Genomic DNA, 26,397 nt, shown 5'->3' with positions numbered 1-26,397 from the left:
TCTTAACCGTGCTCATTACACTCGGAGCGTCGGGTTATGCCTCCACGGGAGCGGAGGCTGAAAGGGAGGAGCGAGACTCTGTCTTCGCGCTATCGTGTCATTGTGGCGCTCTGCGCTGCACCCTTGCTTGTTTTCGCTTTCTTCTATTACGGGAGCGCGGTCGCCACGCGCGCCTATATGGGTGAAGCCTCGGCGCAGGCGGGTACCGCGCTCAGGCTTGCGGTTTCCGCGCTTAGCGGCCATCTCAGCCGCTACGAGGCCTTGCCGGCGCTGATCGCCGATCACAACGATATCAAGGATCTCGTGACCCGGCCGGATGATCGGTCGCTGCGCGACAATGCCAATCTCTACCTGAAGGAAATTAACGGACTCCTGAAATCCTCCGACATCTATGTCGTGCGGCCGGATGGCGAGACGATTGCTGCCAGCAATTTTGACAACCCCGGCAGTTTCGTCGGTGAAAACTTCAGCTACCGACCGTATTTCCAGGAGGCGATCGGCGGGCATCATGCACGCTTCTATGCACTCGGCACGACCTCGCTGAAGCGCGGCTATTATTTCTCTTCCCCGATCTGGGTCGATGGAGAAATCCGCGGCGTCATCGTTTTCAAGGTGGATATCGATGTGATCGAATCCTCCTGGAGCGGCGGTGAGTACCGTATCTTCGTCTCCGATCCCGAGGGCATCATCTTCATGTCTGACAGTTCGGACTGGCTCTATGGGGCAATCCTGCCCCTGAGTGCGGATCGCGTGGCGCGCACCGAGGCATCGCGACGTTATGCCAATGCCAAGCTCGTCGAATTGCCGGTCATCCGCCATCGCTTCGAGGATCATGACCTGATGACGCTCGCTGGCGATCGCGGTCAGAGCGAATATCTCGTCCTTTCGCATTACATGCCGGCCGAAGACTGGACCGTGAACGTGCTCATGGATACGAGCTCCATCCGGACGCAGGCCCGCACGGCGCTGGTTGTGGTGTTCCTTGTTCTATGCATTGCCGCGCTGACATTCGCCATTCTGCGGCAGCGGCGCGTGCGGCTTGCGGAGCGCCTGCAATTGCAGGCCGAGGCTCAGAACGAGTTGGAGCGGCGGGTCGATGAGCGCACGGCCGATCTTGCCCGCGTCAACAGCCGCATCGAGGAGGAGATCGCCGAGCGGCGTCTGACAGAGCAGCAGCTGCGCCAGACACAGGCCGATCTCATCCAGGCGGGCAAGCTTGCCGGGCTTGGGCAGATGTCGGCGGCGCTTTCGCATGAGTTCAACCAGCCGCTCGCCGCCGCCAAGACCTATACGGACAGTGCCGCCGTTCTGCTGGAGAGGGGCCGCACTGCCGAAGCGCAGGACAATATCCAGCGCATCGGCGGGCTGATCGACCGCATGGCCTCGATCAGCAGGCACCTGCGCAATTTCGCACGCAAGCCCAATGAGAAGCTCGGTCCCGTGCCGCTCGACGAGGCGATCCGCGACACGCTGGAGATCATCGCCTGGCGACTGAAGGCGGCTGATGCCGATCTCCGGCTGCATCTTGGGGCGCGGCCGCCGGTGGTCAAAGCCGGCTCGGTGCGTCTGCAGCAGGTGCTGGTCAATGTGATCTCGAATGCGGCCGATGCGGTCGAGGGACTGGAGGATCGGCGTATCGAGGTTTCGGCATCCGAAGAGGCTGGCAGGGTGGTTCTGACCGTACGCGATCATGGACCGGGCGTGCCGGCCGCGATTGCCGAGCGCATCTTCGATCCCTTCTTTACCACCAAGGGCGTCGGCAAGGGGCTTGGGCTCGGGCTTTCCATCTCCTACAACATCATCAAGGATTTCGGTGGCAGCTTGACCGTCTCCAACCATCCGGAGGTTGGGGCAGTATTCCGTATCGAGCTTTTGGCGGCGGCAGGCATGGTGCCGGAGGCGGCGGAATGAACGAACAGAAGATATTGCTCGTCGATGACGAGGAGGAACTGCGCCGCTCGACGGCGCAGGCGCTGGAATTATCAGGTTTCAGCGTCGAGACGTTTTCGAACGCGGATCATGTGCTGGAGCTGATCGGCTACAGTTTTCCGGGTGTCGTCGTCACCGATATCCGCATGCCCGGCATGGACGGCATGACGCTGATGCAGAAGATCCGCGAACTCGATACCGAGGTGCCGGTTATTCTCGTCACCGGGCATGGCGATGTGCAGCTTGCCGTCAAGGCGATGCGCGAGGGCGCCTATGACTTCATCGAGAAGCCTTTTACGCCGCAGATGCTTGCCGGCGTCATCCGCCGCGCCATGGAGCGGCGCGGCCTCGTGCTTGAAAACCGGCTGCTGAAGGCAGTTGCCGGCAAGCGCGACGATATCGAGGCCCGGCTGCCTGGGCGCACCCAGATCATGGTCGATCTGCGATACCGCATCCGTGCGATCGGGGCGAGCGATGCCGACACGCTTATTATCGGTGATACAGGGGCCGGCAAGGAAGTGGTGGCGCGTGCGCTGCACGATATCAGCGCAAGGGCAAGCAGACCATTCATTGCCATCAATTGTGCGGCACTGCCGGCAAACCTGATCGAAAGCGAGCTTTTCGGCCACGAGGCCGGCGCCTTCCCGGGCGCGGTGCGGCCTCGTTACGGCAAGTTCGAACATGGACGCGGCGGCACCATCCTCCTCGATGAGATCGGCTCCATGCCGGTCGATCTGCAGGCGAAGTTCCTGCGAGTGCTGCAGGAGAGAATGATTTCGCGGCTCGGTTCGAACGAGATCGTGCCGCTCGATGTGCGATTCATCGCGACAAGCAAGGTCGATCTGGAAGCGGAGGTCGCGAGCGGCCGGTTCCGCGCCGATCTTCTCTATCGCCTGAATGTCGCGACCCTTCATGTGCCGTCGCTCTCGCAACGCCGGGCAGACATCCCACTGCTTTTCATGCAACTCGTCAGGGAGGCGGCAGCACGCTACGGCAAGGATGAGATGGCCGTGCCGCCGGATGTGATTTCCGACATCGGGCAGCGTGACTGGCCCGGGAATGTCCGCGAATTGCGCAATGCCGCTGACCGCTTCGTGCTTGGCCTCGACGGCGGCGGCAGGCAGGCCGAGGCTGCGGGGCTTGCCGAACGTGTCGCCGAATTCGAGCGCGGCGTGATTGCGAATGCGCTTGTCGCCCATGGCGGCAGCCTGAAGCCGGTCTATGAATCGCTCGGCATTTCGCGCAAGACGCTTTATGAGAAGATGCAGAAATATGGTCTCGACAAGAAGCTGTTGGTCAATGAGATGACCGGCGAGACGCGCCGCGAGCTCTGATCCAATTCCGATTTTTGAATGTGATCGCCTGTTTCAGGGTGTTCTCGATGCCGGTCGAGGGCTCCAAGTTCATCGGTGCCGTATCCGGTGGGTGGCCGCAAATTCTTTCCAACCTCAAATCGCTGCTGGAAACCGGCGAGGTCGTTCTGCCGCGCAACCGGTAAGGACAGGTAATGGGTGGATTTCCACCCATCACTTTAACCAATTGTGTCCAAATCAACCCATGGTGCGGCGCACTGTCGCAAAATCGTCGTTCCTTTCTTCGCGCCGCGATTGCGGCAGCAAGTCCCAGGCGTGCAAATGAACCATCCGAGCCGGTGCGGAGGATGTGCCGGCGGGACTAGTCATTTTCATCAGGGAGGAAAACGATGAAAATCCTGAAGGCCATGCTCGGCGTGACTGCCGCCGCTGCCGTTTCGCTTCTCGCTCACACCGCTTCGGCGCAGACCTATCCCGAACGCAGCATCACCATGGTCGTGCCTTTCTCCGCCGGCGGACCGACCGATACTGTTGCGCGCCTCGTTGCCGAATCCATGTCGAAGGATCTCGGCCAGCAGATCGTCGTTGAAAATGTCGGCGGCGCTGGCGGCACGCTTGGTGCCGGGCGAGTTGCTGATGCCGATCCGGACGGCTACACGATCCTGCTGCACCATATCGGCATGGCGACCAGCGCCACGCTTTACCGCAAGCTCGCCTATGACACGCTGAACGCCTTCGACTATGTCGGTCTCGTCACGGATGTTCCGATGACGATCGTCGCCCGCAAGGATTTCGAACCAGCCGATCTGAAGGGCCTGATCGACTATGTGAAGGCGAACAAGGACAAGGTTACCGTCGCCAATGCGGGTATCGGTGCGGCATCCCACCTTTGCGGCATGATGTTCATGAGCGCCATCCAGACACCGCTCACGACCGTTCCCTACAAGGGTACCGGTCCGGCCATGACAGATCTTCTCGGCGGCCAGGTCGATATCATGTGCGACCAGACGACCAATACGACGAAGCAGATCAAGGGCGGTACGATCAAGGCCTATGCGGTGACCTCGCCGGCTCGCCTTGATGTTCTCAAGGACATTCCGACGGCGGTCGAAGCCGGCTTGCCGGGCTTCGAAGTCGGTATCTGGCATGGCGTCTACACGCCGAAGGGCACGCCGGCCGAAATCAATGAGCGTCTGTCGAAGTCGCTGCAGGTCGCGCTGAAGGACCCGAACGTCGCCGCCCGCTTTGCCGAGCTTGGCACGGCTCCCTCTTCGGACGCCGATGCGACGCCGGCTGCGCTGAAGGCGAAGCTCGAGAGCGAAATCGCCCGTTGGAAGCCCGTCATCGAAGCTGCCGGCGAATACGCGGACTGAAGCCGGACTGCCGCATTTGCACCCTCCTCCCGGGCCGGGAGGAGGGTATTTGCGCAGCCTGATTCCGCAGCGACGCTCCATCTCCAACTCTAGGAGACATCATGAAATCTCTCAGTTTCGACACCACCAATATCATCTGCGGCGCCTTGCTCGCTGCGACCGGCGCTTTTTTCGCCTATCAATCGCTCAACCTCGATATCGGTACGGCGCTGCGCATGGGACCTGGCTACTTCCCACTCGTCCTGTCAGGCATCCTCGTGCTGCTCGGCCTCATCATTCTCGTGCAGGCAGTGCGGGTTCAGGGTGAGCCGATCGAGCCGTTCGCCTGGCGTGGCATGCTCTTCATCCTGCCGGCGCCGGTCTTTTTCGGACTGACGGTCCGCGGGCTCGGTTTTGCGCCGGCAATCTTCCTGACGGCCTTCATCGCCTGCTTTGCATCCAGTCGCATGAACGTGCTGTTCGCGCTGATTCTTTCGCTGCTGCTGGCGGTCTTTTCGGTTGGGGTCTTCAGCTATGCGCTCGGGCTGCCGTTCGAACGTTTCGGCCCCTGGGTCCGGTTCTAGGAGGCGAGTATGGAACTCTTCAGCAATCTCGCTCTCGGTTTCTACACCGCGGCAAGCCCGGAAAACCTGTTCTTCTGCCTTATCGGCGTGCTGCTCGGCACGCTGATCGGCGTGCTGCCCGGTATTGGCGCCACGGCAACGATCGCCATGCTGCTGCCGATCACCTTCCAGCTCGAGCCTGTTTCCTCGCTCATCATGCTCGCCGGCATCTATTACGGCGCGCAATATGGCGGCTCGACGACGGCAATCCTCATCAATATGCCCGGTGAATCTTCCTCGGCAGTGACAGCCATTGACGGCTATCAGATGGCGCGGAAGGGCAGGGCGGGTGCGGCGCTTGCAATTGCCGCGCTCGGCTCCTTCTTCGCCGGCTCGGTATCGACCTTTCTCGTGGCTGTCTTTGCTCCGCCACTGACGGCGATTGCACTGCAGTTCGGTTCGGCCGAATATTTCTCGCTGATGATCGTCGGCCTCGTATCCTCGATCGCGCTGGCACATGGCTCGGTCGTCAAGGCGCTGGCAATGGTGGCGCTCGGCCTGCTGCTCGGCCTCGTGGGCACGGATATCTATACCGGTACGCCGCGTTTCACGCTCGGCATCCGCGAATATGCCGACGGCCTGAATTTCGTGGCGCTTGCCGTCGGCGTCTTCGGTATTGCGGAAATCCTGCGCAATCTGGAAGGCGAGAAGACGCGCACGGTGCTAATGGCGAAGGTTTCCGGGCTGTTGCCGTCAAAGGAAGAGTTCAAGGAGATGATCGCGCCGGTCATTCGCGGCACAGTCATCGGCTCCGCGCTCGGCATCCTGCCGGGCGGCGGGGCGATCCTCGCCTCCTTCGCCTCCTATACGGTGGAAAAGCGTGTCTCCAAGAGGCCGCAGGAGTTCGGCCATGGCGCGGTCGCCGGCGTTGCTGGGCCGGAATCGGCCAATAATGCCGGTGCGCAGACGTCGTTCATTCCACTCCTGACGCTCGGGATTCCGGCAAATCCGGTCATGGCGCTGATGGTCGGCGCAATGATCATTCAGGGTATCGTACCCGGACCGAACGTCGCGACGGAGCAGCCGGCGCTCTTCTGGGGCATCATCGCCTCCATGTGGATCGGCAATCTGATGCTTGTCATCCTTAACCTGCCGCTGATCGGGTTGTGGGTGAAGCTGCTGACGGTGCCTTACTACGTGCTATTCCCCGTCATCATGGCCTTCTGCTCGATCGGGGTCTACAGCGTCAATTCCAACGTCTACGACCTCTATGCCGTCGCCTTCTTCGGCCTCATCGGCTATGTGCTCGCCAAGCTTCGCTGCGAGCCGGCGCCGCTCTTGCTCGGCTTCGTGCTCGGGCCGCTGCTGGAGGAAAACCTGCGACGGGCCATGATCCTGTCACGCGGTGATGCGACGACCTTCGTCACACGGCCGATCAGTGCCATTCTGCTGGCGATCGCCGTGGCGGTGCTGATCATCGTCTTCCTGCCGAGCGTCAAGCGCAAGCGTGAAGAGGTCTTCGTCGAAGAGGCGTGAGGGGTTGAACTCCGCGGCTGTTTGTTGAAAAAAGAATGATCTGATGCGGGCGCCGTCGGGCGCCCGTTTTCGTTTTACAGGATATCCAGGCTTATGAGCATTCCCGCCCGGATCAGCAACGATCTGCCCTTTCTGACCTCCCTCCGCCGCGACCTCCATGCCCACCCCGAACTCGGCTTCGAAGAGGAGCGCACCAGCGATATCGTTGCAAAGCTTCTGGAAGGGGCTGGTATCAAGGTGCATCGTGGCCTCGGCGGTACCGGTGTCGTCGGCACGCTGCAGATCGGCAACGGCACGCGCACGATCGGGCTGAGGGCAGACATGGACGCTCTCGCCATGCCGGAGACGGCGGATCGCCCTTATAAATCGACAGTGCCGGGCAAGATGCATGCATGTGGTCATGACGGGCATACGACGATGCTGCTCGGCGCGGCGCGTTATCTCGCCGAAACGCGCGGTTTTTCCGGCACGGTTCATTTCATCTTCCAGCCGGCCGAGGAGGGCCGTGGTGGGGCAAGGCGCATGGTGGAGGAGGGGCTGTTCAAGCAGTTTCCCTGCGATGCCGTCTATGGGCTGCACAATATGCCCGGGCTTGCCGTTGATGAGATAGCTGTCGTCGAGGGGCCGCAGCTTGCCTCATCCGATAGCTGGCGGATCACTTTCCGGGGTATCGGTACGCACGGAGCAAAACCGCATCTCGGCCGCGATCCGATCACGGCTGCCGGCACTTTCCTTGCGTCTCTACAAACGATCGTCGGGCGGGTCGTCGATCCGCTTCAGCCGGCTGTCGTCAGCGCCTGTTCGGTACAGGCCGGCAATCCGAAGGCATTGAACGTCATTCCTGATATCGTCGAGATCGGCGGAACGGCGCGCGCCTATTCGCCCGAGGTGCGGGACCAGCTCGAAACGGAAATTGGCCGCCTGGCGCAGGGCACGGCCGCGATGTTCGGTATTTCGGTAGACTATGAATTCGAACGCCGTATTCCGCCCGTCATCAATGATGCGGACGCGACTGCACGGGCGCTCCGGGCCGCGCAGGCGGTCTTTGGCGAGAAGGTGCGCACGAGCTTTCCGCCATCCACCGCCGGCGACGATTTCGCGTTCTTCGGGCAAAATGCTCCAGGCTGTTATGTCTGGCTCGGCAACGGTCCGGCTGTCGATGGAGCGCTGCATCACAACACTGCCTACGACTTCAATGACGAGGCGCTCGGATATGGCGCGGCTTATTGGGTGTCGCTGGTGGAGCGGGAACTCAAGACTGAGGCGTAAGCTGCCTCAGAAGGTCTCCAATATCGGGCTTTCCAGCACCTTGCCCGTGATGACATCGGCAATGCCGCGGTCGGTCTGGTGCGGGCCGATATTGCAGGCAAGCGTCGCGCCGAAGCAGGCCTTGAAGACCAGATAGGGCGGCTTCCAGTCGACGATCTTCTCCATGGCCTTGCGGATGGCAGCGAAGCCGTTGGCGGTTTCCTGCAGGGAGGCATCGGTTACGAGGCCGGAGAGCGGCAGGGGCAAGAGGACTTCGACGCAGCCGTCCTTTGCCACGGCCATGCCGCCGCCGACTTCGATGACGGCGTTTGCTGCCAGCGCCATGTCTCGTGCATTTCCGCCGAAGACTGTGAGGTTGTGGCTGTCATGCGAGACGGTGGTGCAGAAGGCGCCGTGCCACTCACCCCAGCCGGTCAGGAAGCCGACACGCGGCTTGCCATCTGCCAGTCCGTGGCGATGTGCGACCGCGAGCATGGCGCTGCCGGCCGGCGGCACGACGAAACCTTCGCGAATATCTGCCTCGGCTTCGCCCCACCGGGTAAAGCGCGGGCGGTCGATCGTTGCGAGGCGTACCTTGCTTCCGTTCGCGGGGATGCGGAAATCATCGTCAGCAAACGGTGCGAGCTTGACCGACTGCATCAGCGGACCGGCATCGAGTGGCTGGATCGGATCCCTCACTGCGCCATCTTCGGCAACCAGGCGGCCATTGGCGATGACGGCGCGGGCTTTGAATTCGCTGATATCCTCGAACAGCACGAGATCGGCTCGGCGGCCAGGAGCGATCAGGCCAAGATCGGAGCGCTTCAGCCGCTGGGCGGCGTTGAGGGTCGCCGCACGCAGCGCCCATTCCGGGCGCATGCCGTAACGCACGAGGCGGCGCGCCACATCGTCGAGGCCGCCATTCTGGTAGAGCTCATCGGGGAAGACGTCGTCAGTGCACAGTGTGACGGTTGGCGGAAGGTGGCCGATGCCATCAAGCGCATCGACGAATTCCTTCAGCAGATGATCATGAGAGCCACGCAGCTCGATCGTCATCCCGGCTGCGAGCTTCTGCAGGAGGTCAGCGCCCGAGGTAAGTTCGTGATCGGAGGTGACACCAGCGGCCATGAAGGCATTGAGGTCGGCCCCCTCCAGCCCGCGGGCATGGCCGCAGACGAGCTTGCCGGAGGTCAGGCCGGCATTGACGATTGCGGTCATGCGCGGATCGTTGTCGATGACGCCGCGCATGTTCATCACCTCGGCGACACCGCCGATCGCTGGAGAGCGCAGCAGCTCGGTGATGAGGTCGGCATCGAAATCCGCGCCGGCCAGTTCAAGCCCAGGGGCAGAGGGAACGCAGGAGGGAGCAAGCAGGATCATGCGCAGCGGCAGATTGCGCGAAGCTTCGATCGCCCAGCGCACGCCGTCGAGACCATGGACATTGGCGAACTCGTGCGGGTCCCAGACGATCGTCGTGACGCCGCGCGGCAACACGGCTTCAGCATATTCGGCCGGCGTGACCATCGAGCTTTCGATATGCATATGCGTATCGATAAGGCCGGGAGAAATGATGCTGCCGGTCGCGTCGATTACATCAGCGGCATCGGTGCGGCTTGCCGGCGCGTGCACGCTCGCAATCAAAGCACCGACGAGGCCGATATCGGCCTCGCGGATCAGGCCGGTGACGGCATCGAGAACGCGGCCGCCGGCAATAAGCGTATCGAAGGGGCTGTCACCGCGAGCGGCAGCCACCGCGCGGGCGCGTAAGGCCGGTTCGTTGAGGTCGGCAGGTTCATGGCGCGAGTTGGCGGTCATTTGCGGGCCTCGTTGACCAGGGCGGCGAGAATGATGACACGCGCCATGTCGGCGTCGATGTCGGCAGCGAACTGCGCATTGAACGTTGCATGGGTGGCACGGGTTTCAACGACCGTACGCCCACGCGTGTGCTGTCCCTGTAATTCCACATCGATGCGGGCAGGGCGGAAGCTCACCACCTGCGGAGCGACGAAGGCGACGGCAGCCGAAGGGTCGTAGATCGCCATGGCGGGGCGACCGCGGCTGGTGCCGATTCTGATATAGCCAGCGAACATGTCGGCGATCAGTTCGGCATTTGCGCCGCCGGCAGCGCGCACTGGATCGTCATCCTCAGGCTTGGCAAGCACCTTGCGGCAGAGATCGAGATCGACCATGCGTAGCGGCAGCTTGTGGCCGATGACGATCGCCAGCGCTTCCGGATCGGCGAGCGAATTGAATTCTGAAGAGGCCGTGTGGTTGCCCGAGGTGACGCCGCCGCCCATCCAGACGAGTTCGGTGATGCGGGTTGCTAGTTCGGGCCGGGCGAGCGCCAGCGCGGCGATATTCGTCAGCGGACCAAGCGCCAGGATGCGATGCGGGCCTTCCAGCTCCAGCCAGCGGCAGAGGGCGAGGAAGGCATCGCTGTCTGGCAGGATCGGGGCCGGCGGCAGGTGTTTTCCCGTTGTCGGAATACCGCTTTCGCCGAGGATCGCCTGCGCCGTCTCAAGTTTGCCGAGCACGGGCATATCCCGGCCGGTGTGAATGGGAAATTTCCAGCCGAAGGCCTTTGCCGCACCCGCTGCATTGGTGCGTACCTGCGGCAGCGGCGCATTGCCGAAAACCAACGAGACGCCATCGATGTCGTGCTCGGCGTTCATCACCACCATGATGGCGGCGATGTCGTCGAAACCCATGTCTGTGTCGATCCAAACGCCCATGATCTCACCCGAACCGCTTGAGGCTTGCGGCGGCTGCAACCGGCAGGTCGAAGGCGATCGTGCTGCCGAGTTCGTGCTGCGGCAGGGCAGCGTCGACTTCCGCCTTGATCGGGCCAAGCGCGCTGTCCAGCAGGTATTCGCGGCTGTTGCCGGCAAAAGACGTGCCGCGCACACTGCCCTGAAACGGGCCGGAACCAAGGACAACCGCGCGGGGTCGCCATGCCAGGCCCGCCGCATCTTCAGGGGCAGGTGCGGAAAGCGCGACTGGGCCGTTCGGCATCGCAAGCTTTCCGTCCTTCAGCGCAAAGACATTCTCGAAGCCGACGAAATCAGCGACGAAGGAGGAAACCGGCCTGTTATAGATGTCCTCAGGTGTGCCGATCTGCTCGATACCGCCGTTCAGCATGACGATGATGCGATCGGCAAGGGCAAGGGCTTCCGCCTGGTCGTGGGTGACGAAGATCATCGTCACGCCTGTTTCCTTCTGGACGCGTTGCAACTCGGCGCGCATTTCCAGACGCAGTCGGGCGTCGAGATTGGAGAGTGGCTCGTCGAGCAGCAGCACCTTCGGTTCCATGACCATGGAGCGGGCCAGTGCTACGCGTTGCTGCTGGCCGCCGGAGAGCTCGCCGGGCTTGCGGCCGGCGAATTTTGTGAGGCCGACGGATTTGATGCCGGCATTGACCTTGTTGTCAAGATCCTGGCCGCGCAGCCCTTTCAGGCGAAGGCCGAAGGCGACGTTCTCATAGACACTCAGATGCGGGAAAAGCGCATAGGACTGGAAGACAAGGCCGACGGCGCGTTTATTGGCGGAGACGCGGGTGATATCGGCGCCATCAAGGTTGATGCGGCCAGAGGCGGGATTGAGCAGGCCGGCAATCGCGCGCATGGTTGTCGTCTTGCCGCAGCCGGAGGGGCCGAGGAGTGCCACCAGTTCGCCTTTGGCAATCGACAGGTCGAGGTCCTTCACCGCAACCATATCGCCATAGGCGAGCGTCAGCTTGTCGAGTTGAAGGTATGCGTCAGACATAGCGAGAGAATCCCAGGAAGCGTTCGGCGAGAAAGACGATGCCGATCGAAAGGAAGGCGAGCAGCGCCGAGAGCGCGGCAATGGACGGATCGTAGGTGGTTTCCATGTAACCCAGCATGTCGATCGGCAGCGTGCGCACGCCCGGACCGGAGAGGAAGAGCGACACCGGCACCTGGTTGAAGCTGGTGACGAAGCCGAGAATGAAGGCGGCGAGAATGCCGCCGCGGATATTCGGCATGACGACCCGGAGGAAAGCGCCGAGCCGCGAGGAGCCGAGCAAGACGGCTGCTTCCTCGATATCGGAGCGCAGGTTCCCGAGGCTCGCGGACACCACGCGCACGGCATAGGGCAGTACCAGCGCGGTATGGGCAAAGAAGAGCGCCAGCGTGATATTGAAGCCGAAAGGAACCACCAGATAACGCAGCAGCGCCAGACCGACGATGATGCCGGGCACGATGATCGGCAGCGAGACGATGGTTCTCACCGTCTCGGAACCCGGAAGCCTGTAGCGCGATAGCGCATAGGCGGCGGGAACACCGAGGACGAGCGCCGCCAGTGTGCCGAAGACGGCAAGAAACATCGACATGGCGAAGCTGTCGCGGAAGCTGTCGATGGTGAAGACCTTGGCGACCCAGCGCAGCGACAGGCCCTGCGGCGGGAAGGCCAGCGTATCTCCGGCCGAAAGCGAGGCGGCGATGATGATCAGGAAGGGGCCGATCAGGAAGACCAGCAATAAGAACAGCACGACAGGTGAGAGGAGGCGGATGCTCATCGGCGGTTCCTCGCGGTTGCGAGCCGTTTGAGCAAGATATTGGCGGCGAAGCTCATGACGATCAAGATGAAGGCGATGACGCTCGCCGAAACGAAATTGTTGGCGACAGACACCTGCTGGTACAACAGCGTTTCCAGCATCAGCACCTTGGAGCCGCCAAGGATGGCAGGCGTGATATAGGCAGTCAGTGAGCCGGTGAAGACCAACGTGCCGCCGACGACGAGACCTTCCTTCGTCAGTGGCAGGATGACCTTCCAGAAGACCTGAAACCAGTTGGCGCCGAGGACGCGTGCGGCGGGAATGGCATCCTTCGGTATGTTCTCGAGCGCACTGATGAGCGACAGTATCATCAGTGGCAGGAAGAGCTGCAGCAGACCGATGAAGACGGCGGTCTCGGTAAAGAGCAGGCGCAGAGGTTCCGCGCTCAAGCCGAGACCTGTAATGGCTTCATTGACGATGCCGGTGCGGCCAAGGATAACGATCCAGGCGTAGGTACGGGCAACCGGCGAAATCATCAGCGGCAGGGTGACGAGGCCGATCATGCGGCCCTTGCCGTTCGGCGGCAGATTGACGATCGCAAAGGCGGCGGCGTAGCCGATGATGGCTGAAACCGCCGTGACCTCGAGGCCAAGCCGGAAGGTGCGGAAGAAGACGGTGCGGTTCAGCGTTTCGGAGAAGAAATCCGTATAGGCAGCAAGTGTCCACGCGCCGCCGCTACGAAAACCTTCGGAGAGCAGGATCGCGACAGGCAGCAGAAAGACCACGGCTGCAAAGATCGCTGCCGGCAGGGCAAGTGCCAGTGCTTCGGCGCGGTTCTGGAACATGTAACGCCTTTCGAGCGGAGGAAGGGTCGTCCCGGCCGGCGCCGGGACCGTTATCGGCAGCGGCTTACTGGCCGACCTTTTCGTTCCATTCCTTCAGCCAGCCATTGCGATTGTCGAGAGCGGCTGCGGCGGGGATGAGCTTCAGGCTCTTGGCGGTGTCTTCGCCATAGGTGATGTTGTTGGCGACCTCGTCGGAGACCTTCACTTCCTTGTTCGCCGGGCTGTCGATCAGTTTTTCGGCGAGCTTGGTCTGGACTTCGGTCGACAGCCAGAAATCCATGAACTGCAGGGCGAGATCCTGGTTTTTCGATCCCTTGGTCATGACCAGCACGTTCATGCCGCCGGTCTGGCCTTCCTTCGGCGTTGCCCAGGCAACGGGAACATTGAGCTTGGTGAAGCCTGCCCAGGAGAAGCGGCCGATCGGAGCGGCCCAGATTTCTTCCTGCTGCATGAGCTGCACGAGCTGGGAAGACTTTTCGTAGAAGGTGACGATCTCGCCCTTCTTTTCGCCGAGTGCCTCGATCGGCGCCGTGAGGTCGGGCGCGTCCTTGCCGAGTGCAAGGCCCAGCATATAGAGCGCCGGCGGACCTTGATTGGTCGTGACGTTCGGGAAGGCAACGTGGCCAACATATTCCGGCTTCAAGAGATCGGCCCAGGACTCGATCTTCATCTTGTCGGAACGATAGGCTATCGAGGTGGCGTAGAAGGTGTAGCCGACACTCATGCCGTCGGTGTTCGGATCCTTGGCGATATCATAGAGCTTGGAGAAATTTTCGAGCTTGGAAGTATCGACCTTGTCGATCAGGCCGGCGCGGGCGGCGGCAAGGCCGTCAGCCATGGAGACGGCGGCAAGATCGACCACCGGATTGGCTTTGTTCGCTTCCATCTTGGCGATGCGCTCGACGCTGTTGCCGGTTTCGACAACGAGTTTGCAGCCGCATTTGGCTTCGAAGGGGTCGTAGACGATCGACTTGTAGTCATCCTGCGCGAAGGCATAGACGGAAATGGTCAGCGTCCGATCCTGTGCCGCGGCGCCAAGGGGAAAAAGCGCGGCCAGGGCTGCCGATGCAATGAGGGTTTTCTTCATTCTACATGTTCTCCATCTCTGAGGTTTTTGGTGCCGGGTTCGCGAGCCCGGATGACTGGCGGATGATGAGTTGCATGGGCACGCGTTCGGTCTCCGCCGTGACCAGCACGCCCTCCCGAGTGCCGCTTTCGTTTATTCTGTCGACCAGCGCGGAGATGGCGATTTCGGCGATAGTGTCCATGTCCATCCTCACCGTCGTCAGCGACGGCGTGACGACAGGCGACCAGATGAGATCATCGAAGCCGGTGACACTGACATCGGTCGGAACGCTGATGCCATCCTGCTGCAGTTCGGTCAGCGCCCGCAGGGCCTGCAGGTCGGAAAGGGCCGCAAAGGCGGTGAAGCCCTGACGCGTCTTTTCCGCAAGGCCCAACCGGCAGCCGGCGCCCATCTCGTGCTCCAGGCGTTCGATCCACAGCATTTCAGAGCGCATGCCGGGCTGCAGGCCGGCCCTGATGCCGCCGGCTCGGTCATTCTGGACATTGGATTCCTGATTGTTGCCGATGATCAGGATCTGCTTGTGGCCGAGGCCGGCGAGATGGGCGGCGATCTCCCTGCCGCCCTGCCAATGGTCGGCGGCGACCGTATTGCCGGGCGTGGAGGCAGTATCGATGACTGCGACCGGGCAGCTTGCGGCGGAAATGCGGGTGGCGCGGCGAGGCACGACAACCATGCCGTCGACACCACGTTCCACCAGCCGGTTGATTGCCTCGGTCTGCGCCGTGATGTCACCGCGGGAGTCTGCGATCAGTACCCCATAACCGGCGGCGGAGGCAGCAAATTCGATGGCCTGCGCAATCTTCGGGAAGAGCGGATTGGCGATATCAGGCAGGACGAGGCCCAGCACGCCGCTGCGGCCCGTGCGCAGCGCCCGTCCGGCCTGGCTCGGCACATAGCCGAGTTCGGCAGCATGCGTACGAATTCTCTCGATCAGGGCATTGGAAACTCGGCCCTTGCCGGAGAGCGCATTCGAGACCGTAGCAACGGAGACGCCGAGCGACGTCGCTATCCTGCTGAGATTGGGACCCGGGCGTTGTGAAGCCATGATTTCGAGGCGCTGCGCTTAATCGTTTAAGCAATTGCATAGCGTAGCGGTTAGGGCTTGTCGAATCCAAATTTACTCAGTGGGCGGATTATCTGTCCTGGCGGCATCAGCGCAAACAAAAAGCCCCGCGGAAACCGCGGGGCCTGAACAAGCAATGGGCGACGATTTCACATGCCCTTGGCAACTTTGGCCGGTGCCGGAGCGGTGGTCTTGCCGCCCGGAGCGAAGCCCCCGCCGACTGCGATGTTGAGTGCAGCATAGTCCTTGGCCATCTGCTGAACAGCAGCAGCGAGGCTTGCCTGAGCAAGCGAAACCTGGCGCTGGGCGTCGAGAACGTCGAGCAGCGAGGAAGCGCCGTCCTTATAGGACGCCGTCGAAAGTTCGAGAGTTTCCTGCGTCGTCCTGACCTGGGCGCGGAGCGCATCGACCGTCTGGGCATCGCGGCGGACGGACGACAGGGCATTCTCGACCTGCTCGACCGCCGTCAGGACGGTCTGTTTCCAGGCGAGGTAGGATGCCGCTGCGTCGGACTTGGAAACTTCGACGTTGGCGCGCAAGCGGCCGCCGTCGAGGATCGGCAGATTTAGGGTCGGGCCGAAGGACCATGCCGACAGCCCGCCGTGCAAGCCGCGCTGGTTGATGTAGCTCGGCGAGATCGAACCGGACAGCGAGATCGACGGATAGAGCTGAGCCTCTGCGACACCGATCTGGGCGGTGGCGGCCGCAAGGTTACGCTCAGCCTGGCGAATATCCGGACGGTTGCGGATCAGGTCGGCTGGGATGCCGGAATTGATGCCGCCGCGGAAGGTCGGCTGGCCGGAGCCACGCAGCAGTTCATCGACCATCGAACCGGCCGGCTGGCCGACGAGGGTGGCGATATGATGGGCCGAAACGCGGATGTTGGTTTCGAGGCCGGGGATTTCTGCGAGCGTCGACTGGACAAGACCTTCAGCCTGTACGACGTCGAGGCGGGACGCCGCGCCTGCCTCAAGCTGGAACTTGGTGAGGTCGTAGGTTTCCTGACGGGACTTCAGGTTGGCCTTCGAAAGCGCCAGGCGCTGCTGGAAGAAGCGCAGATCGATATAGGTTGAGACAAGGTCCGAAATGTAGGACAGCTTGGCGACATCGGCTGCTGCATAAGCGGAGTCAAGCGAAGCGAGGGCGCTTTCCTTGTTGCGCTTGTAGAGGCCGAACAGATCGAGCAGCCAGGACAGGGAAAGCTGTCCGGCGCTGGTGTTGCGGGTGTCAAACTGAGTGCGCAGTTCGCCGCTCTGGCCACTGATGGTGTGGGACGCACCGACATCAAGGGCAGGCAAGGCGCCGGCGCCGGCGATGGTCACGTTGGCAGAAGCGGAATTGATGCGCTCAATGGCCTGCTGAACCGTCAGGTTCTGGCTAAGGCCGGTCTGGACGAGGCTGTCGAGCTTGCGATCGTTATAGGCGGTCCACCAGGCCGTGGTAGCGACATCGCCGATGTTCGTTTTGCCACCTTCGCTGAATTTTCCAGGAAGCGACATTTCAGGAGGTACGTGGTCAGGGCCTAAGACGCAGCCCGAAAGCAATAATAATAGCGCCGGTGTGGCATAACGAAGGGGTACCATGCATTTCATCCTGTAACTCGAGCAAGTCAATTCTTGTCCGAAGCGTCATGCTTCACTATCGGCTAACGCGCCTCGTTCTCTACGCCAAACATCATGCCGAAGCAGTCCGGGCGCAATGTAGCAATCTGAAAAGCTTTCTCACAGTGCATTTATATCACACTCCCGCCTCATTTTTTTGCCGTGTGGCGAAGATGCGGCGGATGACGACGAAGAAGCTCGGCACGAAGAAAATGCCCAGCATCGCCGCAGAAAGCATGCCCCCGAGGACGCCGATGCCGATCGCGTTCTGCGCAGCGGAACCCGCGCCCGTTGCGATCGCCAGCGGCACGACGCCGAGGATAAATGCCAGAGAGGTCATGATGATGGGACGCAGGCGCAGCCTTGCTGCCTCCAGCGTCGCCTCGAAGAGGCCCAGTCCTGTTTCCATCCGGTCTTTGGCGAATTCCACGATCAGGATCGCGTTCTTCGCCGCAAGGCCGATGGTCGTGAGCAAGCCCACCTTGAAATAGACGTCGTTCGCCTGCCCGAAGAGCGTTGCCGCGGTAAGCGCTCCGAGCACGCCGACCGGCACTGCCATAATGACCGAGAACGGGATCGACCAGCTTTCGTAGAGCGCGGCCAGGCACAGGAAGACGACGAGAACCGAGATCGCGTAGAGCATCGGCGCCTGCGAGCCCGAGAGGCGTTCCTGATAGGAGATACCCTGCCAGGCAACCGTATAGCCGCCGCCAAGCTGTTCAGTCAGGGATTCCATCTCGTTCATCGCTTCACCTGAGGAGACGCCTGGTGCGGCGCCACCATCCAGCGGAATGGCGCTGACGGCGTTGAAGCGGGCAAGAGACGGCGCGCCGTCAACCCATTGGGTGGTGGTGAAGGCGGAGAAAGGCACCATCTCGCCGGCGTTGTTGCGGGCATACCAGTGGTTCAGATCGGTCGGCTGCATGCGGAAGGGGCCGTCGCCCTGCACGTAGACCGGCTTGATCTCGCCATTCAGCGTAAAATCGTTGACGTCGCGGCCGGTGAAGATGATCGACAGCATGGAATTGACCGAGGCAAGATCGACACCCATGGCGCCGATCTTCTCCTGATCGATCAGGATCTTCATTTGCGGCTCGACTTCCTTGTTGTTCGAGCGAAGTGCCACGACCTTGCCGGTGGCGCCAGCCATCTGGATCAACCGCTTAGAAGCGGCGGTCAGGGCTTGATTGCCGTGGCCGCCGGTATCCACCAGATACATTGAGAAGCCGCTCGATACGCCGAGACCCTGGATCGCGGGCGGCAGCAGCGCAAAGACCTGAGCCTCGCGGATCGCAAAGAAGCTCTTGAGCGCCCGGCTGACCACCGACTGCGCGCTAAGGTTGTGATCAGTGCGCAGCGAGAAGTCCTTGAGCTTGGTGAAGACGATGGCACTGTTCTGACCCGAACCGTTGAATCCGAAGCCGAGCGCGCCGAAGACGGATTCCACCGCATCCTTCTCGTTTTCACGGTAGTATTTTTCGACCTTTTCAACGACGGCTTGGGTCTGCTGCGTGGTGGACCCAGGCGGCGTGGTGACGATGGTCAGGAGCACGCCTTGGTCTTCCTGCGGCAGGAACGAGCTCGGCAGGCGGGTGAAGAGATACGCGCAGCCGATGCCGACCAGCAGGAAAACCAGCATGACACGGACCGGCCGCTTCAACAGGTAGCCGATGGTGCGGACATAGCCGTTGGTCGAGCGGGTGAAGTTGCGGTTGAACCAGTCGCCGATGCGATGTTTCTTGTGCTCGTTGACCGGCTTCAACATCGTGGCGCAGAGCGCCGGCGTCAGCACGATAGCGACGAGGGCCGAAAGCAACATGGCCGACACGATCGTGATGGAGAACTGGCGATAGATGATACCGGTCGAGCCGCCGAAGAAAGCCATGGGGATGAAGACGGCGGTCAGTACGAGAGCGATGCCGACGATGGCGCCGGTGATTTCGCCCATCGACTTCTCGGTCGCCTCCAGCGGCGAGAGCTTTTCCTCTGACATGATGCGTTCGACGTTTTCGACGACGACGATGGCATCGTCGACGAGAAGGCCGATCGCCAGCACCATGGCGAACATGGTCAGCGTATTGATTGAGTACCCTGTTATCGCGAGGATGCCGAACGTGCCCAGAAGTACGACGGGAACGGCGATGGTCGGGATCAGTGTTGCACGCAGGTTCTGCAGGAAGATGAGCAGAACCACGAAGACGAGCACGATCGCCTCGATCAGCGTATGCACGACCTTTTCGATCGACAGCTCGACGAAGGGGGTCGTGTCGTAGGGATAGGTGATCTCGACGCCCTCCGGCAGGCCGCGACCGATCGTTTCGAGAGCGGTGCGGACACGGGCGGCGGTATCGATGGCGTTCGCGCCGATTGCGAGGTTGATGGCGAAACCAGACGATGGCAGGCCGTTGTAGCGAGAGCTGCCGCCATAGCTTTCCTGGCCGATCTCGACGCGAGCGACGTCGCTGAGCCGTACCGTCGAACCGTCTTTTTCGACCTTCAGGATGATGTGCTCGAAATCGGCGACCGTGGTGAGCTGGCTCTGGGCGGTGATGGTGACGTTGATCTGCTGGCCCGGGACGGCCGGCTGGGCGCCGAGCGAGCCGACGGAGACCTGGGTGTTCTGTGCCTGGATGGCCGAGGTCACGTCGCCGGGGGTGAGTTGGTATTTCTGCAGCTTGAACGGATCCAGCCAGACGCGCATGGCGTAGCCGGAGCCGAACACATTGATGCTGCCCACGCCTTCCAGACGCTGGATCTGGTCTTCGATCGAGGTCGACATGATGTTGCCGAGGTCGACGGAACTGCGCTTGCCGTCTGTCGAGACAAGCGAGCCGACGAGGAGAATGCTCGAGGTGGAACGCGTGACGCTGATACCGGCATCGATGACGTCGCCCGGAAGCTGCGACTGGACGAGCTGCAGCTTGTTCTGCACCTGCACCTGCGCGATGTCAGGATTGATGCTCGTTCCGAAAGTCAGCGAGATGCTGGCCGAGCCCGTCGATGAGGTCGAGGTCATGTAGGTCAGGTCATCGAGACCGGTCATGCCGTCTTCGATGAGGGTTGTCACTGACTTTTCGACCGTTTCGGCGCTTGCACCGCGATAGCTGGCGTTGATGCGGACCGTGGTCGGCGCAATGTCGGGATATTGGGAGATCGACAGCGTGAAGATGCCGAGCAGACCGGCGAGCATGATGGTGATCGCAATGACCCAGGCGAAGATCGGTCGTCGGATGAAAAACTTGGCCATCAGTTATTCCTGTGCGGCTGGGACGGTGACGAAACGGAAGCGCCTGCGCATCACTTTGCTGCGGGCTTCGGTTCGCCTCCGGCCACGGGCTGATCGGCAGGGACAACCACGCCGTTATCATTGATCTTCATCGGAACCGGCTTCACCGGCATGCCTGATACAATCGACTGGAGGCCGCTGACGATCAGCTGATCGCCGTCCTTCACGCCCTCGGTTACGAGCCAGGAATTGTTGGAGGGCGTAGCATTCTGGAAGACGCGGGTCTCGACCTTGCCCTCGGCGGAGATGAACTGTGCGGTCAGGCGGCCGTTGGCATCGCGGGTCGTCGAAAGCTGCGGCAGGGAATATCCTGTCTCGGCACCGAGCTCGACCGTCGCGCGCACATACATGCCCGGCAGGACGACACGGTCCGGATTCGGGAAGACAACGCGGATAATGAAGGTACCGGTCGTTTCGCTGACGACCTGCTTCGACATGTCCAGCTTGCCCTTCTGATTATATTCGCGGCCATCTTCGAGGATCAGGCGGAAGGCAACATTGTTGTCCTCGCCCTTGACCTCCCCGGCAGCGATCGCATCGCGCAGCTTCAAAAGGTTGGTGCTCGATTCCGTCAGCGAAATATAGATCGGATCAAGCTGGCGGATCGTGGTCAGCGCGGTCGACTGGTTGGCGGCAACGAGGTTGCCGACATTATAGGCGGTCTGGTCGATAATGCCGTCGAAGGGCGCAACGATCTTCGTGTGGTCAAGGTCGATCTGCGCCGATGTCAGCGCGGCCTTGGCCGCTTCGACTTCGGCATTTGCCTGGGCCAGCGCTGTGCGGGCGGTTTCGAACTCGATCTGCGTCGCGCCGCTGCCGACAAGCCGCTGGTAGCGGTCGAAATTGCTTTGGGCGCTCGGCACGCTTGCCTGAGCCTTGGAGATGGCCGCCTGGGCCTGCTCGACAGCGGCGCGATAGGCCGCATCGTCGATCTGATAGAGCAGGTCGCCCTTCTTGACTTCACCGCCCTCCCTAAAGGCGATCTCGCGGATGATACCGCTCACCTGCGGGCGGATATCGGCCACCTGGAAGGCTTCGGCGCGGCCGGGCAGGATCGTGGTGATCGGATAGGTGTCCTTCTTCAGCGTGACCACACCGACCGGGGCGGCCTGCTGGGCGGCACCGCCAGCGCCTGGATTGCCGGCGGGCTTGCTGCCGCTGTCGTTGCAGGCGGCGAGGCCCAAAACGAGCAAGAGGGCCGAGGAGACGATGAGGGCGCGCCTGGTCATGCTGAATTTCCTGTGCGGTTGGCAGTAGCGGTTCAATCGCCGGCCCTAGGAGGCGCCGCTCTATATAGGAGTGATGATTGATCCGGAAACAGGTGCCGTTATCCGATATTAAGAAAAGCTTTATGAAGTGACGTAATTCAGCAATCGTCACTTAGCAAGGGTTATTTTGCAGTGCGGCATCCACGAAACACACGATTGTTTCCGCACGATGGACAAGCGTGTTTTTGTCGTCCTTGGCAATGAGAATGGGATGCAGAACACAGGCGAGAACGTCTGCAACGGTGCGGGCTGCCGCGTCCGTATTGTCGCAATGGTAATTGCCTACAGCCACACCTTCACGGATGATCTCGCCGAGTTTCTGCTCTATTCGCTCGCGATAGCGATGGCCAGCGTCGAGCTTGGCATCGATAGTAGAGATCACCATTTCGAAGATGTAGGGGTTCTGCTGGATGTCCTGCAGATGGCTGTCGAGGAGGCGCAGGACGAAGCTCAGCAACTGCTCCTTCGGCGGCAGGCTGGTGTCGACTGCGGCGAAGCGCTCTGTTGCATTGCCGAGATGGCGCTCGGCAATCGCATCGACGAGGACCGCCTTGGAGTGGAAATGCTTGAAGACGTTGGCCGGTGACATGTGTAGCGAGGCGGCGATATCGGCGATGGAAACCGCCACAAATCCGTGCTGGCGAAACAGCGTCTCCGCCATCGAGAGGATATCCTCCCGGGTCTCTTCGGCCTTGCGTCTGGGCCTGCGTGCCATTTGTCCCCCGCCGGGCTTGGCCCGACACCCCTTTTTTCAATGCTAGCGCGTTTGGCCGAAAGGCTGCAAGCCGACTCCCAGCCTAGTCACGCGGTTCAGGGGAAATAGGGCGCGAGATTTGTGCGGACACGCGCGGCGGGCGTTTCGCCGCGGTCGTCGGGTACGAAGTGTTCACCGGTGATCCACTCATAGGCTTTGATATAGACGGCCGAGGTTTGCTCGATCAACGCGACCGGAATTTCCGGAATCGCATCCTTGTAGGGATCGCAGCGTTCGACTACCCAGGCGCGGACAAAGTCCTTGTCGAAGCTTTCCGGGCGATTGCCCGCTGCGAAAGCAGCGGGATAGGTTTCTGCTACCCAGTAGCGGCTGCTGTCGGGCGTATGGATCTCGTCGGCGAGAATGATGTTGCCGTTCTCGTCCGTGCCGAATTCATATTTGGTGTCGACGAGGATCAGGCCGCGTTTTGCCGTTATTTCCTGGCCGCGAGCGAAAAGCGCCAGCGCATACTTGGAAAGCGTTTCCCACTGTTCTCCAGTCAATAGCCCGCGGCTGACGATTTCAGCCGGCGTCAGCGGTTCGTCGTGACCGCCGTCAAATTCCTTGCTGGTCGGCGTGATGACCGGTTCTGGAAGAATCTGGTTGTCGCGCATGCCGTCGGGCAGGCGCATGCCGTACATTTCGCGCTCGCCCTTCTTATAGAGTGTGAGGATCGACGTGCCGGTCGTGCCGGCGAGATAGCCGCGCACGACGATCTCGACGGGAAGAATATCGAGCCGCTTGCCAATGACGACATTCGGATCGGGATAGTCGAGAACGTGGTTGGGGCAGATGTCCTTCGTCGCTTCGAACCAGTAGCGGGCTGTCTGCGTCAACACCTGTCCCTTGTAGGGGATGCAGGTCAGAATGCGGTCGAAGGCGCTCAGCCGATCAGTGCTGATGATGATGCGCCGCCCATCCGCAAGATCGTAATTCTCGCGCACCTTGCCACGGTAGTAGTTCGGCAGTTCCGGGAAATGGGCTTCGGAGAGAATACGCACGGCGCTTGGCTGTCCTTCTATCGTCTGAGACTGTCTCTGCTCTAGTTTCATTGCCGGGGAAGTCAAGCAAAGGCTCATTCAAAGCCAGAAGAGGGCAATGAGGATGAGCGTGAGTATATAGCCGGCGAGCGTTAGCGGCCAGCCGGCGCGCAGGAAATCGCCGAAGCGATAGCTGCCGATGCTCATCGACAGCGTATTGTTGTGATGGCCAAAGGGAGTCAGGAAATCCTGCGATGCGCCAGCCGCCACCGCAATCAGATAGGCCTGCGGCGCATGCTGACCGACGCGTGCGAACTCCAGCGCTATCGGAGCCAGAACGATCGCAACCGTCGCATTGTTGACGAAGGGTGTCAGTGCCATGGCGAGAAACAGAACCAGCGCGATGCCCCACAAGGGATGGCCGATCGGGAAGGCAAGGCCTAGCCATGCCGCAATGGTCTCGGCCGTGCCCGTTGTCACCACCGCCTGACCGATCGGGATCATCGCTCCGAGCATGATAATGATCGGCCAGTTGAGATCCGCCATCGCATGGCGAATATTGAGATAACCGACCAGGGCGAGCGCCAGCACCACGAAGGCAAGGGCGATATCGGGGCGAAGACCGAAGGCGGAGGCACCGACGCCGCAGGCAAAGATCGCGAAGGGTCGCCACGAGGCCGACGATGTCGGGAAGGGCACTGCGGAGGCAAGCGGCAGGCATTCGCACTCCTCGAGCGCCTCCGCGATTGCCGCTTTCGGGCCTTCCAGCACCAGGATATCGCCGATCGAAAGCTGCAGATCGGCAAAACGTCCTTCAATACGGGGAGAGCGCATCGACAGTGCCGAGACAGTGACCCCGCGATTGCGGAAGACCTCCAGCGATGCGATACGCGAGCCGACGACGGTGCTTTCCGGCATGACGACGGCTTCGATGCTGGCGAAATCCGGCTGCAGCCCGTGCGGATGGGCTTCCGGCACCAGCGCCTGGCAGGCGGCCAGATTCGCGAAGATCAAATCCGCACCTTGGGCCAGGAGAACGTCGCCCGGCTGGATGACTGACTGTTCGAGTGGGCCGAAGACGAAGGCCCCGTCGCGGACGAGGGCATGCGGCTGAATGCCGAAACGTTCCGGACATTGAGCAAGTGTTGCGCCGACGAGTGGCGAATGTTCGGGAATGCTGCGCTCGACGACGATGCGACGGGCGGGGGGATGGGGCGCTGCCGCGGGTTCGTCCGGCTCGGAAAACAATCGCTGTGCGATCAGCGTAATCAGCAGAATGCCCAGAATGGCGACTGGCAGGCCGACATAGGCAAAATCGAAGAAGCGGAAACCTTTGCCCGTGGCTTTTTCAAGCGCATCACTGACGAGAAGATTGGCAGGCGTGCCGATCAGCGAAACGAGACCGCCGAGAAGAGCGGCGAAGGAGACCGGCATCACGAGCTGCCGACGCGGAATGCCCATGACGGCGCTCAGTCGCAGCACCAGCGGCAGGGTAATCGCGAAAGCGCCGATATTGTTCATGAAGATCGAGACGAAACCGCTGAAGGCGGAGACACCAGATATCACCTGAAAATGCGAAAGGCGCGATACGACGAAGCGCTCGGCGAGGCTATCAAAGAGTTTGGTTCGCGCCAGGACCTGGACGATCAGCAGGATTTCCACGACGGTGATGACAACGGGGCTTGCGAAGCCGGCAAAAATGCCGTCGGCGGGGTAAAGACCGAGCACATAGCCCGCAAGCAATCCGCCGATCGCGATAACTTCGATGCGCAAGCGATCGAGGGAGAACAGAAAGAGCATCGCCACCAGCAGGATCAGCAGGGCTGCTTGCTCAGGCGTCATCGGCGGTTCCTGTATTCGATCACACGCGGAATGTAGCTCTTCGTCCGATGCTGTATAGTCCGTTCAGATGAAAGAATGAATGGTACTCATGCGCGGTCCTGCCGTTGGTCAGGCCGGTTTACACCATTTTCCTTCGGCTGTCCGCTCGAGGATAGGCGTTGCGAAAACGCCTTTCGTGCGTGCCTGCCATTGAGGTCCCGCGCTGTCGAGTTCCGCGCGCCAACGGTCTGATTGCAGCATGGCCGCACCGACGACGACGGGTTCTATGCCGCAGCCTGCCAGCAGACCGAGCCCGGCGACAATAGAGGTTCCGCTCGATATAACGTCGTCGATCAGCGCGACACGGCGGCCTTCCAGAAGAGGCAGCATGCGCGGATCGACGTACAGGCGCTTCTCTTGCTCCGGTGTGGTGATCGATGAGAGGGCGACCGACAGTTCTTCGCGATACCAGAATTTGCGGGAGGTACCGAGCGGCACATAACGGTGATGGCCGAGCTTCTGGGCCACTGCCGCCGCAAGTGTGAGACCGAGTGTCGGCAGGCCGGCGATCACGTCGATGGCGAAAGGTTCTATCTTTGCTGCGAGGTTTTCAGCGAGCGCATCCAGCACCGCGAAGCTCGCCTGATTGATGATCAGCGAGGCCAACGCATGCTCGCCATCAGCGAGCACGCGGATCGGCAGCCGCAATTGCCTGCCATCTTCCAGCTCCGCTACGAAGAAGGATGTGAAGTCGCCACCTGTTTCGAAACTGCCGGGTGGATGGATTTGCTGCCAGAAATCATGCGGCATCATTTCGTTCATTCTCAATCCCGTATTTTCTTGCTGGCACTGACCTTCCGGCGAAGATCCTTCAGTTCGGCCTCGTTGAGCGCCCTGACCGATCCCCTTGGCAGGTCGCCGAGCTCCAGCCCGCCGATAGCCACACGTACGAGCCGCAGGCAGGCGATATCGAGTGCTTCCAACATCCGGCGGATCTGCCGGTTGCGGCCTTCCTGCAGCTCCACTTCGATCCAGGAGTTACGGTCGCCCTCGCGCAGCTTTCGCGCAGATGTGGCGCGCAGCAATTCACCGTCGTGCCGAAGGCCTGATGTCATGGCCGATAGCATGCTGTCGTCGGCGATCCGGTCGATCTGCACGTGATAGGACTTGGGGACGTGCGTGATCGGATCGAGCAGTGCCTGCGCAAACTCCGTGTCGTTGGTAAAGAGCAGAAGCCC

The 26,397-nt window shown here is 61.4% G+C and carries 21 protein-coding genes and 1 pseudogene (1 of these 22 only partly in view); 7 read left to right on the top strand and 15 right to left on the bottom strand.

Translation table 11 applies throughout. From position 1 onward, the window contains the following. Positions 1-36 precede the first annotated feature (36 nt). The 7 genes and pseudogenes from KQ933_RS15810 to KQ933_RS15780 all read left to right on the top strand — a co-directional run bounded on the left by KQ933_RS15810 (position 37) and on the right by KQ933_RS15780 (position 7,962). Positions 37-1,911, top strand: a complete 1,875-nt coding sequence (locus tag KQ933_RS15810) for a sensor histidine kinase (protein WP_216755766.1) — start codon at positions 37-39, stop codon at positions 1,909-1,911. After that, positions 1,908-3,263 carry a sigma-54 dependent transcriptional regulator gene (locus KQ933_RS15805; RefSeq protein ID WP_216755765.1) on the top strand — a complete coding sequence of 452 codons (1,356 nt, stop codon included), beginning with the start codon at positions 1,908-1,910 and terminating at the stop codon, positions 3,261-3,263. Before KQ933_RS15810 ends, KQ933_RS15805 begins: the two co-directional genes overlap by 4 nt. A 44-nt stretch (positions 3,264-3,307) precedes the next feature. Continuing rightward, positions 3,308-3,427: pseudogene (locus KQ933_RS15800) on the top strand (ATPase); the annotation flags it as partial. Positions 3,428-3,631: 204 nt separating this feature from the next. Next, positions 3,632-4,615, top strand: coding sequence for a tripartite tricarboxylate transporter substrate-binding protein (locus KQ933_RS15795; RefSeq protein WP_216755764.1), 984 nt, complete (start codon positions 3,632-3,634; stop codon positions 4,613-4,615). Between the two features lie 101 nt (positions 4,616-4,716). Further along, a complete protein-coding gene (locus KQ933_RS15790) occupies positions 4,717-5,178 on the top strand; it encodes a tripartite tricarboxylate transporter TctB family protein (protein ID WP_216755763.1) in 462 nt (153 codons plus the stop codon). A 9-nt stretch (positions 5,179-5,187) separates the two neighbouring features. Then, on the top strand, positions 5,188-6,693 hold the full coding sequence (locus KQ933_RS15785; RefSeq protein WP_216755762.1) for a tripartite tricarboxylate transporter permease: 1,506 nt from the start codon (positions 5,188-5,190) through the stop codon (positions 6,691-6,693). A 93-nt stretch (positions 6,694-6,786) separates the two neighbouring features. Beyond that, a complete protein-coding gene (locus tag KQ933_RS15780) occupies positions 6,787-7,962 on the top strand; it encodes a M20 aminoacylase family protein (protein WP_216755761.1) in 1,176 nt (391 codons plus the stop codon). Between the two features lie 6 nt (positions 7,963-7,968). On the opposite strand, the gene KQ933_RS15775 is transcribed toward KQ933_RS15780, so the two are convergent. The 15 genes from KQ933_RS15775 to KQ933_RS15705 form a co-directional block, all read right to left on the bottom strand. Beyond that, positions 7,969-9,756, bottom strand: coding sequence for an adenine deaminase (locus KQ933_RS15775; protein ID WP_216755760.1), 1,788 nt, complete (start codon positions 9,754-9,756; stop codon positions 7,969-7,971). After that, a complete protein-coding gene (locus tag KQ933_RS15770) occupies positions 9,753-10,673 on the bottom strand; it encodes a nucleoside hydrolase (RefSeq protein WP_216755759.1) in 921 nt (306 codons plus the stop codon). The genes KQ933_RS15775 and KQ933_RS15770 overlap by 4 nt, the downstream gene beginning before the upstream one ends. Positions 10,674-10,677: 4 nt before the next feature. After that, positions 10,678-11,703: an ABC transporter ATP-binding protein gene (locus tag KQ933_RS15765; RefSeq protein ID WP_216755758.1), complete on the bottom strand. Its 1,026-nt coding sequence runs from the start codon at positions 11,701-11,703 to the stop codon at positions 10,678-10,680. Then, entirely contained in the window at positions 11,696-12,475 is a 780-nt protein-coding gene (locus KQ933_RS15760; RefSeq protein ID WP_216755757.1) for an ABC transporter permease, read from the bottom strand. Before KQ933_RS15760 ends, KQ933_RS15765 begins: the two co-directional genes overlap by 8 nt. Continuing rightward, entirely contained in the window at positions 12,472-13,299 is an 828-nt protein-coding gene (locus KQ933_RS15755) for an ABC transporter permease (protein ID WP_216755756.1), read from the bottom strand. Before KQ933_RS15755 ends, KQ933_RS15760 begins: the two co-directional genes overlap by 4 nt. 64 nt (positions 13,300-13,363) lie before the next feature. Then, entirely contained in the window at positions 13,364-14,386 is a 1,023-nt protein-coding gene (locus tag KQ933_RS15750) for an ABC transporter substrate-binding protein (RefSeq protein WP_216755755.1), read from the bottom strand. Position 14,387: 1 nt separating this feature from the next. Then, the gene (locus KQ933_RS15745; protein ID WP_216755754.1) at positions 14,388-15,431 is read right to left on the bottom strand and encodes a LacI family DNA-binding transcriptional regulator; all 1,044 of its coding nucleotides are present in this window, start codon (positions 15,429-15,431) and stop codon (positions 14,388-14,390) included. Positions 15,432-15,598: 167 nt separating this feature from the next. Beyond that, the gene (locus tag KQ933_RS15740) at positions 15,599-17,032 is read right to left on the bottom strand and encodes an efflux transporter outer membrane subunit (protein ID WP_216755753.1); all 1,434 of its coding nucleotides are present in this window, start codon (positions 17,030-17,032) and stop codon (positions 15,599-15,601) included. Positions 17,033-17,186: 154 nt separating this feature from the next. Further along, complete coding sequence (locus KQ933_RS15735) at positions 17,187-20,297, bottom strand: efflux RND transporter permease subunit (protein WP_216755752.1); 3,111 nt, start codon at positions 20,295-20,297, stop codon at positions 17,187-17,189. Between the two features lie 50 nt (positions 20,298-20,347). Next, complete coding sequence (locus tag KQ933_RS15730) at positions 20,348-21,565, bottom strand: efflux RND transporter periplasmic adaptor subunit (RefSeq protein WP_216755751.1); 1,218 nt, start codon at positions 21,563-21,565, stop codon at positions 20,348-20,350. 151 nt (positions 21,566-21,716) lie between these two features. Further along, positions 21,717-22,319, bottom strand: a complete 603-nt coding sequence (locus tag KQ933_RS15725; RefSeq protein ID WP_216755750.1) for a TetR family transcriptional regulator — start codon at positions 22,317-22,319, stop codon at positions 21,717-21,719. Between the two features lie 95 nt (positions 22,320-22,414). Beyond that, the gene (locus KQ933_RS15720) at positions 22,415-23,359 is read right to left on the bottom strand and encodes a phosphoribosylaminoimidazolesuccinocarboxamide synthase (RefSeq protein ID WP_216755749.1); all 945 of its coding nucleotides are present in this window, start codon (positions 23,357-23,359) and stop codon (positions 22,415-22,417) included. Positions 23,360-23,437: 78 nt separating this feature from the next. Next, positions 23,438-25,180 carry an SLC13 family permease gene (locus KQ933_RS15715; RefSeq protein ID WP_216755748.1) on the bottom strand — a complete coding sequence of 581 codons (1,743 nt, stop codon included), beginning with the start codon at positions 25,178-25,180 and terminating at the stop codon, positions 23,438-23,440. A 108-nt stretch (positions 25,181-25,288) separates the two neighbouring features. Next, complete coding sequence (locus KQ933_RS15710) at positions 25,289-25,972, bottom strand: phosphoribosyltransferase (protein ID WP_216758923.1); 684 nt, start codon at positions 25,970-25,972, stop codon at positions 25,289-25,291. A gap of 11 nt (positions 25,973-25,983) precedes the next feature. Beyond that, a protein-coding gene (locus KQ933_RS15705; RefSeq protein ID WP_216755747.1) for a pseudouridine synthase crosses the window boundary here: on the bottom strand, positions 25,984-26,397 show its 3' portion. The gene runs 393 nt beyond the window's last position; the window shows 414 of its 807 coding nt (coding positions 394-807); its start codon lies beyond the right edge, outside the window — the gene reads right to left on this strand; the stop codon is at positions 25,984-25,986.

This window comes from Rhizobium sp. WYJ-E13 (genome assembly GCF_018987265.1).
Taxonomy (GTDB): domain Bacteria; phylum Pseudomonadota; class Alphaproteobacteria; order Rhizobiales; family Rhizobiaceae; genus Rhizobium.
Note: the sequence above shows the minus strand (reverse complement) of the source record. Positions and strands in the feature narration are given on the sequence as shown.

Excerpts from the sequence above, each read along its gene's own strand:
- KQ933_RS15760 (WP_216755757.1), bottom strand. The coding sequence starts at position 12,475 with ATGAGCATCCGCCTCCTCTCACCTGTCGTGCTGTTCTTATTGCTGGTC.
- KQ933_RS15770 (WP_216755759.1), bottom strand. The coding sequence starts at position 10,673 with ATGGGCGTTTGGATCGACACAGACATGGGTTTCGACGACATCGCCGCC.
- KQ933_RS15795 (WP_216755764.1), top strand. The coding sequence starts at position 3,632 with ATGAAAATCCTGAAGGCCATGCTCGGCGTGACTGCCGCCGCTGCCGTT.
- KQ933_RS15810 (WP_216755766.1), top strand. The coding sequence starts at position 37 with ATGCCTCCACGGGAGCGGAGGCTGAAAGGGAGGAGCGAGACTCTGTCT.
- KQ933_RS15785 (WP_216755762.1), top strand. The coding sequence starts at position 5,188 with ATGGAACTCTTCAGCAATCTCGCTCTCGGTTTCTACACCGCGGCAAGC.
- KQ933_RS15715 (WP_216755748.1), bottom strand. The coding sequence starts at position 25,180 with ATGACGCCTGAGCAAGCAGCCCTGCTGATCCTGCTGGTGGCGATGCTC.
- KQ933_RS15755 (WP_216755756.1), bottom strand. The coding sequence starts at position 13,299 with ATGTTCCAGAACCGCGCCGAAGCACTGGCACTTGCCCTGCCGGCAGCG.
- KQ933_RS15790 (WP_216755763.1), top strand. The coding sequence starts at position 4,717 with ATGAAATCTCTCAGTTTCGACACCACCAATATCATCTGCGGCGCCTTG.
- KQ933_RS15740 (WP_216755753.1), bottom strand. The coding sequence starts at position 17,032 with ATGGTACCCCTTCGTTATGCCACACCGGCGCTATTATTATTGCTTTCG.
- KQ933_RS15745 (WP_216755754.1), bottom strand. The coding sequence starts at position 15,431 with ATGGCTTCACAACGCCCGGGTCCCAATCTCAGCAGGATAGCGACGTCG.
- KQ933_RS15780 (WP_216755761.1), top strand. The coding sequence starts at position 6,787 with ATGAGCATTCCCGCCCGGATCAGCAACGATCTGCCCTTTCTGACCTCC.
- KQ933_RS15710 (WP_216758923.1), bottom strand. The coding sequence starts at position 25,972 with ATGATGCCGCATGATTTCTGGCAGCAAATCCATCCACCCGGCAGTTTC.
- KQ933_RS15765 (WP_216755758.1), bottom strand. The coding sequence starts at position 11,703 with ATGTCTGACGCATACCTTCAACTCGACAAGCTGACGCTCGCCTATGGC.
- KQ933_RS15735 (WP_216755752.1), bottom strand. The coding sequence starts at position 20,297 with ATGGCCAAGTTTTTCATCCGACGACCGATCTTCGCCTGGGTCATTGCG.
- KQ933_RS15775 (WP_216755760.1), bottom strand. The coding sequence starts at position 9,756 with ATGACCGCCAACTCGCGCCATGAACCTGCCGACCTCAACGAACCGGCC.
- KQ933_RS15725 (WP_216755750.1), bottom strand. The coding sequence starts at position 22,319 with ATGGCACGCAGGCCCAGACGCAAGGCCGAAGAGACCCGGGAGGATATC.
- KQ933_RS15750 (WP_216755755.1), bottom strand. The coding sequence starts at position 14,386 with ATGAAGAAAACCCTCATTGCATCGGCAGCCCTGGCCGCGCTTTTTCCC.
- KQ933_RS15805 (WP_216755765.1), top strand. The coding sequence starts at position 1,908 with ATGAACGAACAGAAGATATTGCTCGTCGATGACGAGGAGGAACTGCGC.
- KQ933_RS15730 (WP_216755751.1), bottom strand. The coding sequence starts at position 21,565 with ATGACCAGGCGCGCCCTCATCGTCTCCTCGGCCCTCTTGCTCGTTTTG.